This window comes from Streptomyces sp. NBC_00249, from assembly GCF_026342355.1.
Lineage (GTDB): Bacteria > Actinomycetota > Actinomycetes > Streptomycetales > Streptomycetaceae > Streptomyces.
Window position 1 is genome coordinate 104985 of sequence record NZ_JAPEMV010000006.1, and the last position, 13193, is coordinate 118177.

Annotated in this window: 12 protein-coding genes and 1 pseudogene; 4 read left to right on the forward strand and 9 right to left on the reverse strand. The window is 73.3% G+C overall.

Going from position 1 to position 13193, the window contains the following annotated elements:
- Nucleotides 1-8: 8 nt before the first annotated feature.
- Entirely contained in the window at nucleotides 9-713 is a 705-nt protein-coding gene (locus tag OOK31_RS25200) for an MBL fold metallo-hydrolase (RefSeq protein ID WP_267089620.1), read from the forward strand.
- 70 nt (nucleotides 714-783) lie between these two features.
- On the opposite strand, the gene OOK31_RS25205 is transcribed toward OOK31_RS25200, so the two are convergent.
- Nucleotides 784-1821: an NUDIX domain-containing protein gene (locus OOK31_RS25205; protein ID WP_267089621.1), complete on the reverse strand. Its 1038-nt coding sequence runs from the start codon at nucleotides 1819-1821 to the stop codon at nucleotides 784-786.
- Between the two features lie 219 nt (nucleotides 1822-2040).
- On the opposite strand from OOK31_RS25205, the gene OOK31_RS25210 reads away from it, so the two are divergent.
- Nucleotides 2041-3027 (forward strand): LacI family DNA-binding transcriptional regulator, encoded by a 987-nt coding sequence (locus tag OOK31_RS25210; protein ID WP_267090009.1) that lies wholly within the window; start codon nucleotides 2041-2043, stop codon nucleotides 3025-3027.
- A 171-nt stretch (nucleotides 3028-3198) separates the two neighbouring features.
- On the opposite strand, the gene OOK31_RS25215 is transcribed toward OOK31_RS25210, so the two are convergent.
- Nucleotides 3199-4197 carry a helix-turn-helix transcriptional regulator gene (locus OOK31_RS25215; RefSeq protein WP_267089622.1) on the reverse strand — a complete coding sequence of 333 codons (999 nt, stop codon included), beginning with the start codon at nucleotides 4195-4197 and terminating at the stop codon, nucleotides 3199-3201.
- A 56-nt stretch (nucleotides 4198-4253) separates the two neighbouring features.
- On the opposite strand from OOK31_RS25215, the pseudogene OOK31_RS25220 reads away from it, so the two are divergent.
- A pseudogene (locus OOK31_RS25220) lies at nucleotides 4254-5426 on the forward strand (MFS transporter); the annotation flags it as partial.
- Nucleotides 5427-5464: 38 nt separating this feature from the next.
- On the opposite strand, the gene OOK31_RS25225 reads toward OOK31_RS25220, so the two are convergent.
- From OOK31_RS25225 to OOK31_RS25245, 5 genes are all read right to left on the reverse strand, one after another.
- Entirely contained in the window at nucleotides 5465-6763 is a 1299-nt protein-coding gene (locus tag OOK31_RS25225; RefSeq protein ID WP_267089623.1) for an aldolase/citrate lyase family protein, read from the reverse strand.
- 174 nt (nucleotides 6764-6937) lie between these two features.
- Nucleotides 6938-7900 (reverse strand): electron transfer flavoprotein subunit alpha/FixB family protein, encoded by a 963-nt coding sequence (locus OOK31_RS25230; protein WP_267089624.1) that lies wholly within the window; start codon nucleotides 7898-7900, stop codon nucleotides 6938-6940.
- A gap of 59 nt (nucleotides 7901-7959) precedes the next feature.
- On the reverse strand, nucleotides 7960-8745 hold the full coding sequence (locus OOK31_RS25235; protein ID WP_267089625.1) for an electron transfer flavoprotein subunit beta/FixA family protein: 786 nt from the start codon (nucleotides 8743-8745) through the stop codon (nucleotides 7960-7962).
- A 202-nt stretch (nucleotides 8746-8947) separates the two neighbouring features.
- On the reverse strand, nucleotides 8948-9466 hold the full coding sequence (locus OOK31_RS25240; RefSeq protein WP_267090010.1) for a flavin reductase family protein: 519 nt from the start codon (nucleotides 9464-9466) through the stop codon (nucleotides 8948-8950).
- Between the two features lie 276 nt (nucleotides 9467-9742).
- Nucleotides 9743-10042 (reverse strand): thioredoxin family protein, encoded by a 300-nt coding sequence (locus OOK31_RS25245; protein ID WP_267090011.1) that lies wholly within the window; start codon nucleotides 10040-10042, stop codon nucleotides 9743-9745.
- 362 nt (nucleotides 10043-10404) lie between these two features.
- Here OOK31_RS25245 and OOK31_RS25250 point away from each other — a divergent pair, with 362 nt between their 5' ends.
- The gene (locus OOK31_RS25250) at nucleotides 10405-11127 is read left to right on the forward strand and encodes a 1-acyl-sn-glycerol-3-phosphate acyltransferase (protein WP_267089626.1); all 723 of its coding nucleotides are present in this window, start codon (nucleotides 10405-10407) and stop codon (nucleotides 11125-11127) included.
- A gap of 82 nt (nucleotides 11128-11209) precedes the next feature.
- Here OOK31_RS25250 and OOK31_RS25255 read toward each other — a convergent pair whose 3' ends face one another.
- On the reverse strand, nucleotides 11210-12433 hold the full coding sequence (locus OOK31_RS25255; protein ID WP_267089627.1) for an alginate lyase family protein: 1224 nt from the start codon (nucleotides 12431-12433) through the stop codon (nucleotides 11210-11212).
- Between the two features lie 132 nt (nucleotides 12434-12565).
- On the reverse strand, nucleotides 12566-13156 hold the full coding sequence (locus OOK31_RS25260; protein ID WP_267089628.1) for a CGNR zinc finger domain-containing protein: 591 nt from the start codon (nucleotides 13154-13156) through the stop codon (nucleotides 12566-12568).
- Between the last annotated feature and the right edge of the window lie 37 nt (nucleotides 13157-13193).

A 13193-nucleotide genomic window follows, 5' to 3' on the forward strand; every position in this document is an offset into this window, starting at 1 on the left:
TTCGCCGTATGGATCTTGTCGAAGTGCTCCCGAACCGGCTCCACATGCTCCGCTTCCCGATCGGCCAGGCGTACCTCTGGCAGGACGGCGAGGCCCTGACGCTCATCGACGCGGGCTCGGCCGGGTCGGCCGACACGATCGAGGGGGCGATACGTTCCCTCGGGCTGGATCCCGCGCGGCTGGAGCGGATCGTCCTGACGCACTGCCACGGCGACCACATCGGCGCGGCCGGTGAGCTCGCCGCCCGCTGGGGCGCGCACGTACTGGCCCACCGGCTGGACGCGCCCGTGATCCGCGGCGAACGGCCCGTTCCCGAACCGGTGCTGCTGGACTGGGAGGTCCCGCTGTACGAGCACGCCCTGGCGAACGTGCCCGAGGCCCCGCCGACCCCGGTGGACCGGGAGCTGGAGGACGGCGAGGTACTGCCCTTCGGCGACGGGGCGGTGGTGGTCCACGCCCCGGGCCACACCCCGGGCAGCATCGGCGTGCACCTGCCGCGCCACGGGGTCCTCTTCACGGGGGACTGCGTGGCGGGGGTGGGCCAGGTGATGCTGGGCGTCTTCAACGTCGACCGCGAGCAGGCCGTCGCCACGTTCCGCCGGCTGGCCGCGCTGGCCCCGGCCGTGGCCTGCTTCGGCCACGGCGACCCCTGGACGACCGACACCGCGACGGCACTCCGCGAGGCGGCGGAGGCCGTCCCGGCGACCGCCTGACACCGCGCTCACGGCGGGGCGCGGTACGCCGCCTCTCGGCCCAGCGGGCCGATGCCGCCCCGGCCCACGCTCACGGGGTGGGCCGGCCCGCCTCCAGGTACAGCGGGCAGCCCCGCTCGCGGGCGCGCAGGGCCCAGCGGAGCCGTTCGAAGCGCTGCGGCGGCAACAGTCCGGCGGCCTCCGCCTCCGTGACGAAGCGCCAGGCCCGCAGTTCCGGTCCGGGAAGCCGCAGCCGGGCGATCCGGTCCCGCTCCAGCCGGCCGCCGTCGAACAGCAGCCGCAGTCCGCCGTAGGCCGGGGCGCGGGGCGGTTCCCAGTCGACGACCAGCAGCGCCGGCATCCGGTCCAGCGTCAGGCCGAGCTCCTCCTCCACCTCCCGTACGCCGGCGCAGGCCGGGGCCTCGCCCGCCTCGACCACCCCGCCCGGGAACTCCCAGCCCGGCTTGTACGTCGGATCCACCAGGAGGACCCGGTCCTCGTCGTCGAAGAGCAGCACCCCCGAGGCGACGGTCTCCCGTGTCGGCTCAGGGGTCTGCACGATGTCGCAGAGCCCGGCCGTGTCCGTGCGTACGGCTTCGGCGATGCGCTCCGCCGTCTCCCGTACCGTCAGCCGCCCGTTGTCGATGACGTGCGCGTCGGCGGTCAGCCAGCCCAGCGCCTGCTGGTAGACGGGGATGTGGTCGTACGCCCACTGCCTGACCCGTACGTCGGCCACCTCCGGCGCCCCCGGCTCCTGCCGGGTCGCGATCCGCTCACGCAGGATCGTTTCCTCCGGGGCGAGCAGCACATGGCGGACCGTGATCCGGCGGGCCGCGAGCGCGCCGAAGATCTCGTCGCGGTACTCCTGCTTCAGCAGGGTCATCGGCACCACCAGCACTCCGCCCAGCTCCGCGAGCATCGCCGCCGCCGCGTCCACGACGAGCCGCCGCCAGCTCGGCAGGTCCTGGTAGTCGGTCACCTCGGCGAGACGTTTGTCCGGCAGGAGCCGGCGCAGCACGTCGCCGATGAGCTCCGGGTCGTACACGGTGCCGTCCGGCAGGAGTGCGGCCAGCTCGCGGGCCGTACTGGTCTTCCCGGCACTGAACGTGCCGTTGATCCAGACAATCACGTCTACCCCTCTCCCCATGGCTCGTCTCCGAAGCCCCCAGTGGCTTGCCCGCCCCACCCTGCCACGGAAACCCGCTCACGGGCCGAGTGCTTATCCTCAAGGGAAGAGCCGAGGTCAGCCCGCCGCCCGCGCATCCGTCGCACCGTCACCTCCGGAGGTTTCCCCACCGTGCCGCAGACCCGCCGCCCGTCCGAGCCCCGCTACGGCAACAGGCCGACCATGAAGGACGTGGCGGCCCAGGCAGGCGTGGGCCTGAAGACGGTCTCCCGGGTCGTCAACGGAGAACCGGGGGTGACCCCCGACACCGAGAGGCGGGTCCAGGAGGCCATCGAAGCGCTCGGCTTCCGCCGCAACGACAGCGCCCGCGTGCTCCGCAAGGGCCGTACGGCCACGGTGGGGCTGGTCCTGGAGGACCTGGCCGACCCCTTCTACGGTCCGCTCAACCGGGCCGTGGAGGAGGTGGCCCGTACGCACGGCGCGCTGCTCATCAACGGGTCCAGCGCCGAGGACCCGGACCGGGAGCGGGAGTTGGCGCTCGCGCTGTGCGCCCGCCGGGTGGACGGGCTGATCGTGATCCCGGCCGGGGACGACCACCGCTACCTGGAGCCGGAGATCCGGGCGGGCGTGGCGACGGTGTTCGTGGACCGGCCGGCGGGCCGGATCGAGGCGGACGTGGTCCTCTCCGACAGCTTCGGCGGCGCACGGGACGGGGTGGCGCACCTGATCGCGGGCGGCCACCGGCGCATCGGCTTCATCGGCGACCACCCCCGCATCCACACCGCCACCGAACGCCTGCGCGGCTACCTCGAGGCGATGGCGCGGGCCGGGCTGCCGGTGGCCGAATCCTGGGTGTCCCTGGGCTCGACGGCCCCGGAGCGGGTGGCGGGGGCGGCCGGCGCGATGCTGACGGGGCCGGAGCCGGTCACCGCGCTCTTCGCCGGGAACAACCGGGTCACCGTCACCCTCGTACGGGTCCTCGCGGCGCTCCCACACCCGGTGGCGCTGGTCGGCTTCGACGACTTCGAGCTCGCCGACCTGCTGCGCCCGGGCGTCACGGTGGTCGCCCAGGACCCGGCGGCCCTCGGCCGGGTCGCCACGGACCGCCTCTTCCAACGCCTGGCCGGCACCCCCCTCCCCCCGTCCCGCATCGAACTCCCCACCCGCCTCGTCCCCCGCGGCTCGGGCGAACTCCCCCCGGCCGGCTGACGTCCCGCGCCTACTGCTGTGGCCGGAGAGGTTTGCCGGGTCGCGGTGTCCGGGGCGGTACCTCGCAAGGCGGAGGGCCGCCGCTCGTACTGGACGTACTCGGGTGGCCCGACAACGCAGCGAGGTGCCGTGCCGGGCGCCGCGACACGGTGAACCTTTCCGGCCACAGCACTAGCCGGGCGGCGGTGGGCCGCCCGCCCCCGCCAGCTGGTCGCCGAGCGGGCTGCGCCGGTACAGGACCAGCCGCCCGTCGCGGGCCCGCGTGACCAGCCCGGCGGCGTGGAGCACGCGCAGGTGCTGGGACACGGCGCTGGGAGTGACGCGGAACCGGCGGGCGAGCTCGACCGTGGGCAGCGGCTCGTCGAGGGCGCTCAGCAGCCGCGCCCGGGGAGCGCCGAGCAGCGCGGCCAGCGCGGGCGCGTCGGCCGCGGGCGCCGGGCTCCACAGCGTCGCCACTCCGCGGCTCGGGTACACCAGGAAGGGCGGTTCGTCCGCGCTCACCGGGGGCGCCGGTTTGTGGGCGAAGACGGACGGGACGAGCAGCAGCCCGCGGCCGTGCGCCTCGACGTGGTGGTGGCCGATCATCCGGTCCACGGAGAGGACTCCGTCGTGCCAGCGCAGGTCGGGGTGCATGCCGGCGAACAGCCGGCGGGCGCCGCCCAGGGCCAGTTGGCGGGCGCGGTAGGTCATGTCCGCTTCCAGCAGCGACCGCATCTGCGGCCACATCGGTTTGACGGCGACCTCCCAGTAGCCCGCGAGGACCTCGCAGACGGCGTCGCGTACGGCGAGCACCCGTCCGTCGTCGGCGCTCGCGGCGCCCGCGAGGGCGGCGGGCAGGGGGTCGGGGGCGTGGGTGGCGAGCAGGTCGCGCCGGACGAGGGCGGGCGGGGTGGCGCGGACGACCGCCAGTTCCTCCTCGAAGGTGGGGTCGAAGCCCGCCGGCCGGGGCGTCAGGAAGTCCGGGAGGGTGCGCCGCTGCGCGACCAGCGCCAGCAGCAGGCCGGTGTCGAGGGTGCCGAGGCGGCCGAGGACGGACCTGCGCCACGGAAGGTGCAGCGCGGAGAGCCCCGGTTCGCGCAGCACCCGCAGACTGAAGACGGCCTCGCCCAGGGGGGAGACGGCGAACCGCGTGTCGGCGAGGTCCTCGACGCCGAGCCCGAAGCTGATCATTAAGCCCCAGGCTACATCGGTTGGCCGTGGGGCGAAGGTGCCGTGGACTTCGGCACATGACACACACAGCGGGCCCGCGCGCCGGGTTGAGCCGCAGGACGGTCCTGATCCTGGCGTTGACCTGTGCCGTCGCCGTGGGCAACATCTACTTCCCGCAGGCGATCAGCCCCCTGATCGCCGAGGGTCTGGGGGTGTCCCCCGACCGGGCGTCGCTGGTGGTGACGGCCATTCAGATCGGTTACACGGCCGGGATGTTCCTGCTGGTCCCGCTCGGCGACCGGCTCCCGCACCGGCCGTTCCTCGTCGTCCTGCTCGCCCTGACCGGCGCGGCCCTGCTCGCCGCGGGCTGCGCGCCCACCCTGCCCCTGCTCGTCGCCGCCTCCGCGTCCGCCGGGGTCGCCACGGTGGCCGCGCAGGTCATCGCCCCCATGGCGGCCGGCCTGGTGGCCCCCGACCGCCGTGGAGCGGTGATGGGAACCCTGCTCAGCGGTTCCATCGGAGGCATGCTGCTGGCCCGCACCTTCAGCTCGGTGCTCGCCGAGCGGCTGGGGTGGCGGGCCCCCTACCTGGCGGCCGCCGTCCTCGTCCTGCTCCTCGCCGTGGTGCTGGCCCGCACCCTCCCCGCCACGGCCCCGCCCGCACGCGTCCCGTACCGGACGCTCCTGGCCGACTCGCTGCGGCTGCTGCGCACGGAGTCTCAGCTGCGCCGTTCCTGCCTCTACCAGGCGTGCGTGTTCGGGGGCTTCTCAGCGGTCTGGACCTGCCTGGCGCTCCTGCTGACGGGTCCCGTGTACGGCCTGGGCACCCAGGCGGTGGGAATGCTCGCCCTGGTCGGCGGGGTCACCATGTTCGCCACTCCGCTCGCCGGCCGCCTGGTCGACCGGATCGGGCCGGACCGGGTGAACCTCGGCTGCCTGACCGGCGTCCTCGTCTCGGCCCCGGTCCTGGCCCTGGGGGCCTCGGGCGGCGCGGCGGGGCTGGCGGCCCTGACCGCCGGCACGCTCCTGCTCGACCTCGCGATGCAGTGCGGCTCGGTCGCCAATCAGGCGCGGGCGTTCGGCGTGCGCCCCGATGCCCGCAGCAGGCTCAACACCGCCTACATGAGCTGCGCCTACCTGGGCGGAAGTGCCGGTTCCTGGCTGGGCGTACGGATCTACGGCCCGGCCGGGTGGCGGGGTGTGTGCGTGCTCGTGGCCGGGCTCGCCGTCGTGGCCCTGGCCCGCCACCTCGTCCGCCGGCCGGCCCGCAGGGCGGCCGGCGGACGGGGTCAGGCGGTCGCCGTCAGGGTGGCCGAGCGGCGGGGGATGGCGAAGGCGTCGAGTTCGGCGCGGGTCAGGCCGGTGAGGGCGGCGACCTCCTCGGCGCCGACCGCGCCGCAGTCGAGGCCGCGGACCAGGTAGCCGGCCAGGGCCTTGGCGGTGGCGGGCTCGTCCATCACGTCGCCCTCGATCTTGGCGACGTACGCCTTCAGGCGCGCGGCCGCGGCCTCCAGGCCCTCGCGGTAGAAGGTGAACACCGCCGCGTAGCGGGTCGGCAGGTGCGCCGGGTGCATGTCCCAGCCCTGGTAGTAGGCGCGGGCCAGGGCGCGGCGGGTGAGGCCGTAGTGCAGCCGCCAGGCCTCGTGGACGTGCTCGGTGGTGCCGATGGGCAGGACGTTCGTCGAGCCGTCGGAGACGCGTACGCCGGTGCCGGCGGCCGCGACCTGCATGATCGCCTTGGCGTGGTCGGCGGCGGGGTGGTCGCTCGCCTGGTACGCGGCGGAGACGCCGACGCAGGCGCTGTAGTCGAAGGTGCCGTAGTGCAGGCCGGTGGCGCGGCCCTTGGAGGCCTCGATCATCCGGGCGACGGTGGCGGTGCCGTCGGAGGCGAGGATCGACTGGCTGGTCTCGATCTGGATCTCGAAGCCGATCCGCCCCGTGCGCAGGCCGCGGGCCGTCTCGAAGGCCTCCAGCAGCTCGACGAAGGCGGTGACCTGCTCGGCGTAGGTGACCTTGGGGAGGGTCAGGACCAGGTTCTCCGGGAGGCCGCCGTGGGCGAGGAGGCCGGACAGGAAGACGTCCGTGGTGCGGATGCCGCGGTCGCGGACGTTGGACTCCATGCACTTCATGCGGATGCCCATGTAGGGGGCGTTGGTGCCGTTGGAGTACGCCTCGGAGATCAGGCGGGCGGCGCGGGCCGCGGCCTGGTCCTCCTCCTCGTCGGAGCGGACGCCGAAGCCGTCCTCGAAGTCCACGCGGAGGTCCTCGATGGGCTCGGAGGCGAGCTTGGCGCGGACGCGGTCGTAGACGGGGACGGCCAGCTCGTCGGAGATGCCGAGCACCTTGGCGAAGGTGGCGGCGTCGGGGGCGTGCTCGTCGAGGGCCGCGAGGGCCTGGTCGCCCCAGGAGCGGATGGTGTCCGCGGCGAAGACGTCACCGGGTACGTAGACCGTGTGGATGGGCTGACGGGTGCCGGGGTCGCCCGGGTAGTGACGCGCGAGTTCCGCGTCCACCGGCGCGAGGGAGGCGCTGATGCCCTCGCTGACCGCGCCTGCGAGGCTCGTCGCCACCTTCTCCTGCTGACCCATCGTGCACTCTCCTCTTTTCCGCTTCACGGAAGCTTAGATCCGCATAGCAGAATTTAGTCACGGGGTTCCGCTCAGTCAATGGTCCCTCCGCAGTCCTGGACAAACGACCCGGGGCCGCGTGGTGACAATCACCACACGGCCCCGGAGAAGTGAAGCTACGAAGAGAAGCGCAGGTCAGCCCTTGCGCGCCTTGATCTCGCCGGTCAGCTGCGGGACGACCTCGAAGAGGTCGCCGACCACGCCGTAGTCGACCAGGTCGAAGATCGGGGCCTCGGCGTCCTTGTTGATGGCCACGATGGTCTTCGAGGTCTGCATGCCGGCCCGGTGCTGGATCGCGCCCGAGATGCCGGAGGCGATGTACAGCTGCGGGGAGACCGACTTGCCGGTCTGGCCGACCTGGTTGGAGTGCGGGTACCAGCCGGCGTCGACGGCGGCGCGCGAGGCACCGACCGCCGCACCGAGGGAGTCCGCGAGCTCCTCGATGATGTGGAAGTTCTCGGCACCGTTGACGCCGCGGCCGCCGGAGACCACGATCGCGGCCTCGGTCAGCTCGGGGCGGCCGGTGGACTCGCGCGGGGTGCGCGCGACGACCTTGGTGCCGGTGGCCAGGGCGCCGAAGGTGACGGCGAGCGCCTCGACGGCGCCGGCGGCCGGGGCGGCCTCGACCGGGGCCGAGTTCGGCTTCACCGTGATGACCGGGGTGCCCTTGGAGACGCGGGACTTGGTGGTGAACGACGCGGCGAAGGCGGCCTGCGTCGCGACCGGACCCTCGTCACCGGCCTCCAGGTCGACGGCGTCGGTGATGATGCCGGAGCCGATGCGGACGGCCAGGCGGGCGGCGATCTCCTTGCCCTCGGCGGAGGACGGGACCAGTACGGCGACCGGGGAGACGGCCTCGTACGCGGCCTGCAGGGCGTCCACCTTCGGCACCACGAGGTACTCGGTGAACTCCGGGGCGTCGGCGGTGAGGACCTTGACCGCACCGTGCTCGGCGAGCACGGCGGCGGTGTCGGCGGCGCCGGCGCCGAGCGCGACGGCCACGGGCTCGCCGATGCGGCGGGCCAGCGTCAGCAGCTCGAGGGTGGGCTTGCGAACGGCGCCGTCCGCGTGGTCGACGTAGACGAGAACTTCAGCCATGGGACTGCTCTCCTGCTATTGCGAAGTGTCTGGGGGCTAGTGAGTGGGGGCTGAAGCTCTTAGATGAACTTCTGGCCGGCCAGGAACTCGGCCAGCTGCTTGCCGCCCTCGCCCTCGTCCTTGACGATCGTGCCGGCGGTGCGCGCCGGGCGCTGCGCGGCGGAGTCGACGGCGGTCCAGGAACCCTCCAGGCCGACCTCTTCGGCCTCCAGGTCCAGGTCGGACAGGTCCCAGGACTCGACCGGCTTCTTCTTGGCGGCCATGATGCCCTTGAAGGACGGGTAGCGGGCCTCGCCCGACTGGTCCGTCACGGAGACGAGCGCGGGGAGGGAGGCCTCCAGCTGCTCGCTCGCGGAGTCGCCGTCACGGCGGCCGGTGACGGTGCCGTCCTCGACCTTGACCTCGGAGAGCAGGGTGACCTGCGGGACGCCCAGGCGCTCGGCCAGGATCGCCGGGAGGACGCCCATGGTGCCGTCGGTCGAAGCCATGCCGGTGATGACCAGGTCGTAGCCGGCCTTCTCGATCGCCTTGGCGAGCACCAGCGAGGTGGCCATGACGTCGGAGCCGTGCAGGTCGTCGTCCTCGACGTGGATGGCCTTGTCGGCGCCCATCGACAGCGCCTTGCGCAGCGCGTCCTTGGCGTCCTCGGGACCCACGGTCAGGACGGTGATCTCCGCGTCGTCCGCCTCGTCGGCGATCTGCAGGGCCTGCTCGACGGCGTACTCGTCGAGCTCCGACAGCAGGCCGTCGACGTCGTCGCGGTTCACGGTCAGGTCCTCGGTGAACTGCCGGTCGCCGGTGGCGTCGGGCACGTACTTCACACAGACAACGATCCTCAGGCTCACGCCGGCTCTCCTACCGCATCGTCTTTTTCTGGTACCGCCTTGTGCAGGCAGCATAGGCGCCTTGTGGGGCGGATCCCGGTCGGGGCGGCCCGCGCTCCGAAGGGAATGTTACTCGTCAGTACACAGTGGGTCTTCCCCGGTTGCAAGGCCACCGAACTGTGATCTGTCCAACGCCGCCCGAACCCTCCCCAGCAGGGACGATTCAGTCCCTCAACGCGTTGAAGCGCCCCTGGTGGTACAGCAGCGGGCGGCCCTCGCCGGCCGGGTCCCCCGCCACCGCCTCCGCGATGACCACGCGGTGCGCGCCCGCGGGCACCCGCGCGACCACCCGGCACACCAGCCACGCCAGCACCCCGTCCAGCAGCGGGACCCCGTGCGGGCCCCCGGCCCAGTCGGTGCCCGGCCCGAAGCGGTCGGCGCCGCTGCGCGCGAAGAGCCCGGCCAGCTCCCGCTGGTGCTCGCCGAGTATGTGGACGCCGAGGTACTCGCTGTCCCGTACGGCGGGCCAGCTGGAGGACCCGGTCCCGATCGTGAACGAGAGCAGTGGCGGGTCGGCGGAGACCGAGTTGAGCGAGGTCGCGGTGAAGCCGGCGGGCCGGCCGCCGCTCTCCGCCGTGATCACGGCGACGCCGGCCGCGTGCCGGCGGAAGACGGAGCGCAGCAGCTCGGGCGAGCCGGGCTCGGCGGGACGGTCCGCGTCGAACGGAGCGGGCGGGGCCATGGGAGCCGTCGGGGCGGTCATGGGAGGACTTCCTTCTGCCGCGGGAATCGCGGACGCAGTCGGGGATCGGGGGTCGGGGGCGTTCAGTGATCCCAACAGCGCGCGCTCGCGTGTCGGACGAGGTCCACATGGACCCGTCCGTAGAGCAGGAGTTCATACCGCATGCCGCCAGCCTGGCGATCTCACGTGTACACAGTCAAGCCGCAGCGGTCAGATGTCAGGCGCGTCACGCTGCGTGCGGGTGCGCGTACCGGCGTACGCACCCCGGGGCGGCCGTCACACCGCGGCGCCCAGCGCGGCGATCACGTCCGCCTTGCGCGGCATTCCGGCGGCCCGGCGGACGATCCGGCCGGCGGCGTCCAGGACCAGCACGGTCGGGGTCTTCTCGATGCCGAGGGCCCGTACCAGTTCCAGGTTCTTCTCGGCGTCGATCTCGATGTGCTCGACCCCGTCCACCATCTCGGCGACCTCGGCGAGGATCCGGCGGGTGGCCCGGCAGGGCTGGCAGAAGGCGCTGGAGAACTGGACCAGGCTGGCCCGCTCCCCCGGCTCCCGCCCCAGCAGCTCCGCGCCCAGCGGCCCGTGTCCGCCGGAGGTCTCCCGGCCCGGCCCGTGTCCGCCGGCCGTTCCCCCGCCCGCTCCGTGTCCGTCGGCCGCCTGCCCGGTCGCCCCGTGTCCTCGCACGCCCGCTCCTGTCTACCCTGCCCATATGTACGTACTCCCCCAGCCTCCGCCAGGTCGTGCCGCTGGTCCGAGCGCCCGCCGGACGCCCCGCATTCCCCGCGCCGTTGCCCGCGTGACGAGAATCTCCCCGGGGCCGGGCGTCTGGGCTGGCCAGCGGGCCGCGTTTGGGGCACGATCCCCATGGTCGCGTACCTACGCTTCCGTAACTTCCGGCCGGGAGCACCTCCCCAGGCAGAAAGCGGGGTCTCCCCACCATGGCTGAGCTCGTCTACCCCCCAGTGATCGGTGCCGCGCACACCCTCTTCCGTGCGCTGGACATCCGGATCGACATGAAGGGCACCGAGAACATCCCGCGCCAGGGCGGGGCGGTCCTGGTGTCGAACCACATCGGCTACCTCGACTTCATCTTCGCCGGCCTCACCGCGCGGCCGCAGAAGCGCCTGGTGCGCTTCATGGCGAAGGAGTCGGTGTTCCGGCACAAGGTCTCCGGCCCGCTGATGCGCGCGATGAAGCACATCCCGGTGGACCGCAAGCAGGGTGAGACGGCCTACCAGCACGCACTGGACTCGCTGCGGGCCGGCGAGATCATCGGGGTGTTCCCGGAGGCGACGATCTCCCAGTCCTTCACCCTCAAGAGCTTCAAGTCGGGTGCGGCGCGCATGGCGCAGGAGGCCGGCGTCCCGCTGATCCCGGTGGCGCTGTGGGGTACGCAGCGGCTGTGGACCAAGGGCCGGCCGAAGAACCTCAAGCGCAGCCACATCCCGGTGACCATGCGGGTCGGCGAGCCGATGGACGCGCCGAGCGACCAGTACGCGGGCGCCATCACGCGCCGGCTGCGCGAGCGCGTGCAGGAGCTGCTGGACGCCGCGCAGAGCGCGTACCCGGGCAAGCCCCAGGGCGCCGACGACTCCTGGTGGCTCCCGGCCCACCTGGGCGGCACCGCGCCGACGGCCGCTCAGGTCAAGGACCTCGGCTGACGCGGAGCCGAGCCGGCCACACCTCGGGGCGCGGCCCCCGCACGGAGCGGCGGGGGCCGCGCCCCGCGTCCTACGCGGGTGCTCAGTTGGGGTTCTCGGCGTGGGTCAGGGTCTCCCACGCCTCGAAGTGGTTCTCCGTCCCCGCCGGGCGGCGCCCCTCGGTGAGCCTGCGGGTCTTGTCCATGGTGACGCCGAGCCGGGTGTGCAGGGCGTTGTAGCCGACCTCGGTGGCGGGGCCGAGGCCCTTGGTGAGGCTGCCGCCGCACAGCCAGGAGGGCACGGCCTCGCCGAGCTCGTAGCCGGCGTGGAAGCCGAGGGCGTGCCGGAAGCGGTCCTTGAACTGCGGGTACAGGTCGCGGCCCTGGATCCGGGAGGTCTCGGCGACGTGCAGGGCGGCGGCGATCCCCATGCCGGTGTGGCCGAAGTCCCGGCAGGTCTCCTGGGCGAGGCCGTCGGTGAAGGTGCTCTGGCCGTGCCAGTAGTCGATCAGCTCGCTGCGGGTGTCGATGTTCGACCGGGGCGGGTACAGGGGCTGCGGGCCGTCGGAGGAGAGGTAGAAGTAGGCGGGGACCCGGCCCAGGTAGACGGCCATGGCCTTGTCGTAGCTCGCGCGGTCGTCGAGGTGGACCGAGATGCCGACGGCCGCGTCCATCATGATCAGTTCCCAGTTGCCGTTGCTGTTCGGCCTCCCGCCGATCACCTCGGGCAGGTACACGTCGCGCAGCATGGCGGCGAAGCGGCCCTGGTTCGGCCAGCCGCCGCCGTAGGTGTGCTTGATGATCTCGGCAGCGCGCGGCCAGGTCGAGCCCGCCCAGCCGCTCTGCAGCGGGGCGTTGCTGTTGGTGTGGTCCTTGACCGTCGCCGACCAGGCGTCCATCAGCTCGATGGACTTGCGCGCGTACCGGGCGTCGCCGGTGACGGACCAGGCGAGCGCCTGGGTGTAGGCCGCGATGGCGTCCTCGCGCTCGTCGGAGCAGCCGATGTCCGGGTTGGAGTACGAACCGCACTCGACGACCGCGCGCGGCTTGGGCGTTCGGGAGAGCGAGGCGTAGCGGCTGCCCAGCATGGCGTCGAAGGCCTGCTTCCAGGGCTGCTCCCCCGCCCGCACCTTCGTGCGTACGAAGTCCAGTTGCGCCCGGCTGTTCAGGACTCCGGGGTGGGCGAAGGCGGTGGGGGCGGCCGCCGCCGGAGCGGACTGCGCGTGCGCGGCTGGGACGGGGACGGGGGCCGGGGTGGGGGCCGGGGCGGCGGTAAGGGCCGCGCCGAGGGCGAGGGCGGCGAGCGATGCCGGGACTCCGTGACGCATGGGGGCGCCTTCCGGTCGGAGGTGGGGGTTCCTGCGGCCGAAGATACTCATGGACATGTCAGGATGACAACGTTATCCGACAGGAAAGCTTCCTGTTCCGGAATCCCGAGCGGCCGCTCCCAGGAGGGTGGTTCAGCCGGCGGCGGACTCCACCGCCCCCTCCTCCCGCCTGCGCCGCCGGTGCGCCGCGACGCGGGCGCGCGTGGCGCAGGTGGAGGAGCAGTAGCGGCGGGCGCTGCCGGGCCCGGTGCCGAGGAAGAGCCGCCCGCAGCCGGACGCCGGGCAGGCGCCCCAGACCACGCGCCCGTACTCGGTGAGCAGCTGGGCGAGGGCGAGGGCTCCGGAGGCCAGGAACCAGTCGCCCCAGTCGGCGCCGTCGCCCCGGTCCACGTGCAGGTGCCAGGGGTGGCCGTCGTGCCGGGTCAGCCGGGGCCGGGTGGCGCACTCCTCCAGCAGGGCGTTGAGGGCGGTGGCGGCGCGGTCCTCGTCGGTCTCGGCGAGCACCCCGGCCATCCGGCGGGCCGCCGCGCGCAGCCGGGCCGCGTCCTCCTCGGCGAAGGCCTCCGGGGTGAGGTCCGCCGGGTGTTCGCCGTGCCGGGCGAGCAGCTCCGCGAACGCCGCGCGCGGCAGGCCCGGGTCGGCGCGGACCGCCTCGGCGAGCTCGACCAGCCGCTCGGACACCGGGAAGCCCGTTCTGTCGTGCGCGGGGTTCCCCTTCGGCATGTCCATGGATCCTTTCGCCCTACACCCATGTGGCGTA

Excerpts from the sequence above, each read along its gene's own strand:
- OOK31_RS25200 (WP_267089620.1), top strand. The coding sequence starts at position 9 with ATGGATCTTGTCGAAGTGCTCCCGAACCGGCTCCACATGCTCCGCTTC.
- OOK31_RS25255 (WP_267089627.1), bottom strand. The coding sequence starts at position 12,433 with ATGCGTCACGGAGTCCCGGCATCGCTCGCCGCCCTCGCCCTCGGCGCG.
- OOK31_RS25215 (WP_267089622.1), bottom strand. The coding sequence starts at position 4,197 with ATGATCAGCTTCGGGCTCGGCGTCGAGGACCTCGCCGACACGCGGTTC.
- OOK31_RS25225 (WP_267089623.1), bottom strand. The coding sequence starts at position 6,763 with ATGGGTCAGCAGGAGAAGGTGGCGACGAGCCTCGCAGGCGCGGTCAGC.
- OOK31_RS25240 (WP_267090010.1), bottom strand. The coding sequence starts at position 9,466 with ATGGCCCCGCCCGCTCCGTTCGACGCGGACCGTCCCGCCGAGCCCGGC.
- OOK31_RS25260 (WP_267089628.1), bottom strand. The coding sequence starts at position 13,156 with ATGCCGAAGGGGAACCCCGCGCACGACAGAACGGGCTTCCCGGTGTCC.
- OOK31_RS25230 (WP_267089624.1), bottom strand. The coding sequence starts at position 7,900 with ATGGCTGAAGTTCTCGTCTACGTCGACCACGCGGACGGCGCCGTTCGC.
- OOK31_RS25210 (WP_267090009.1), top strand. The coding sequence starts at position 2,041 with ATGAAGGACGTGGCGGCCCAGGCAGGCGTGGGCCTGAAGACGGTCTCC.
- OOK31_RS25250 (WP_267089626.1), top strand. The coding sequence starts at position 10,405 with ATGGCTGAGCTCGTCTACCCCCCAGTGATCGGTGCCGCGCACACCCTC.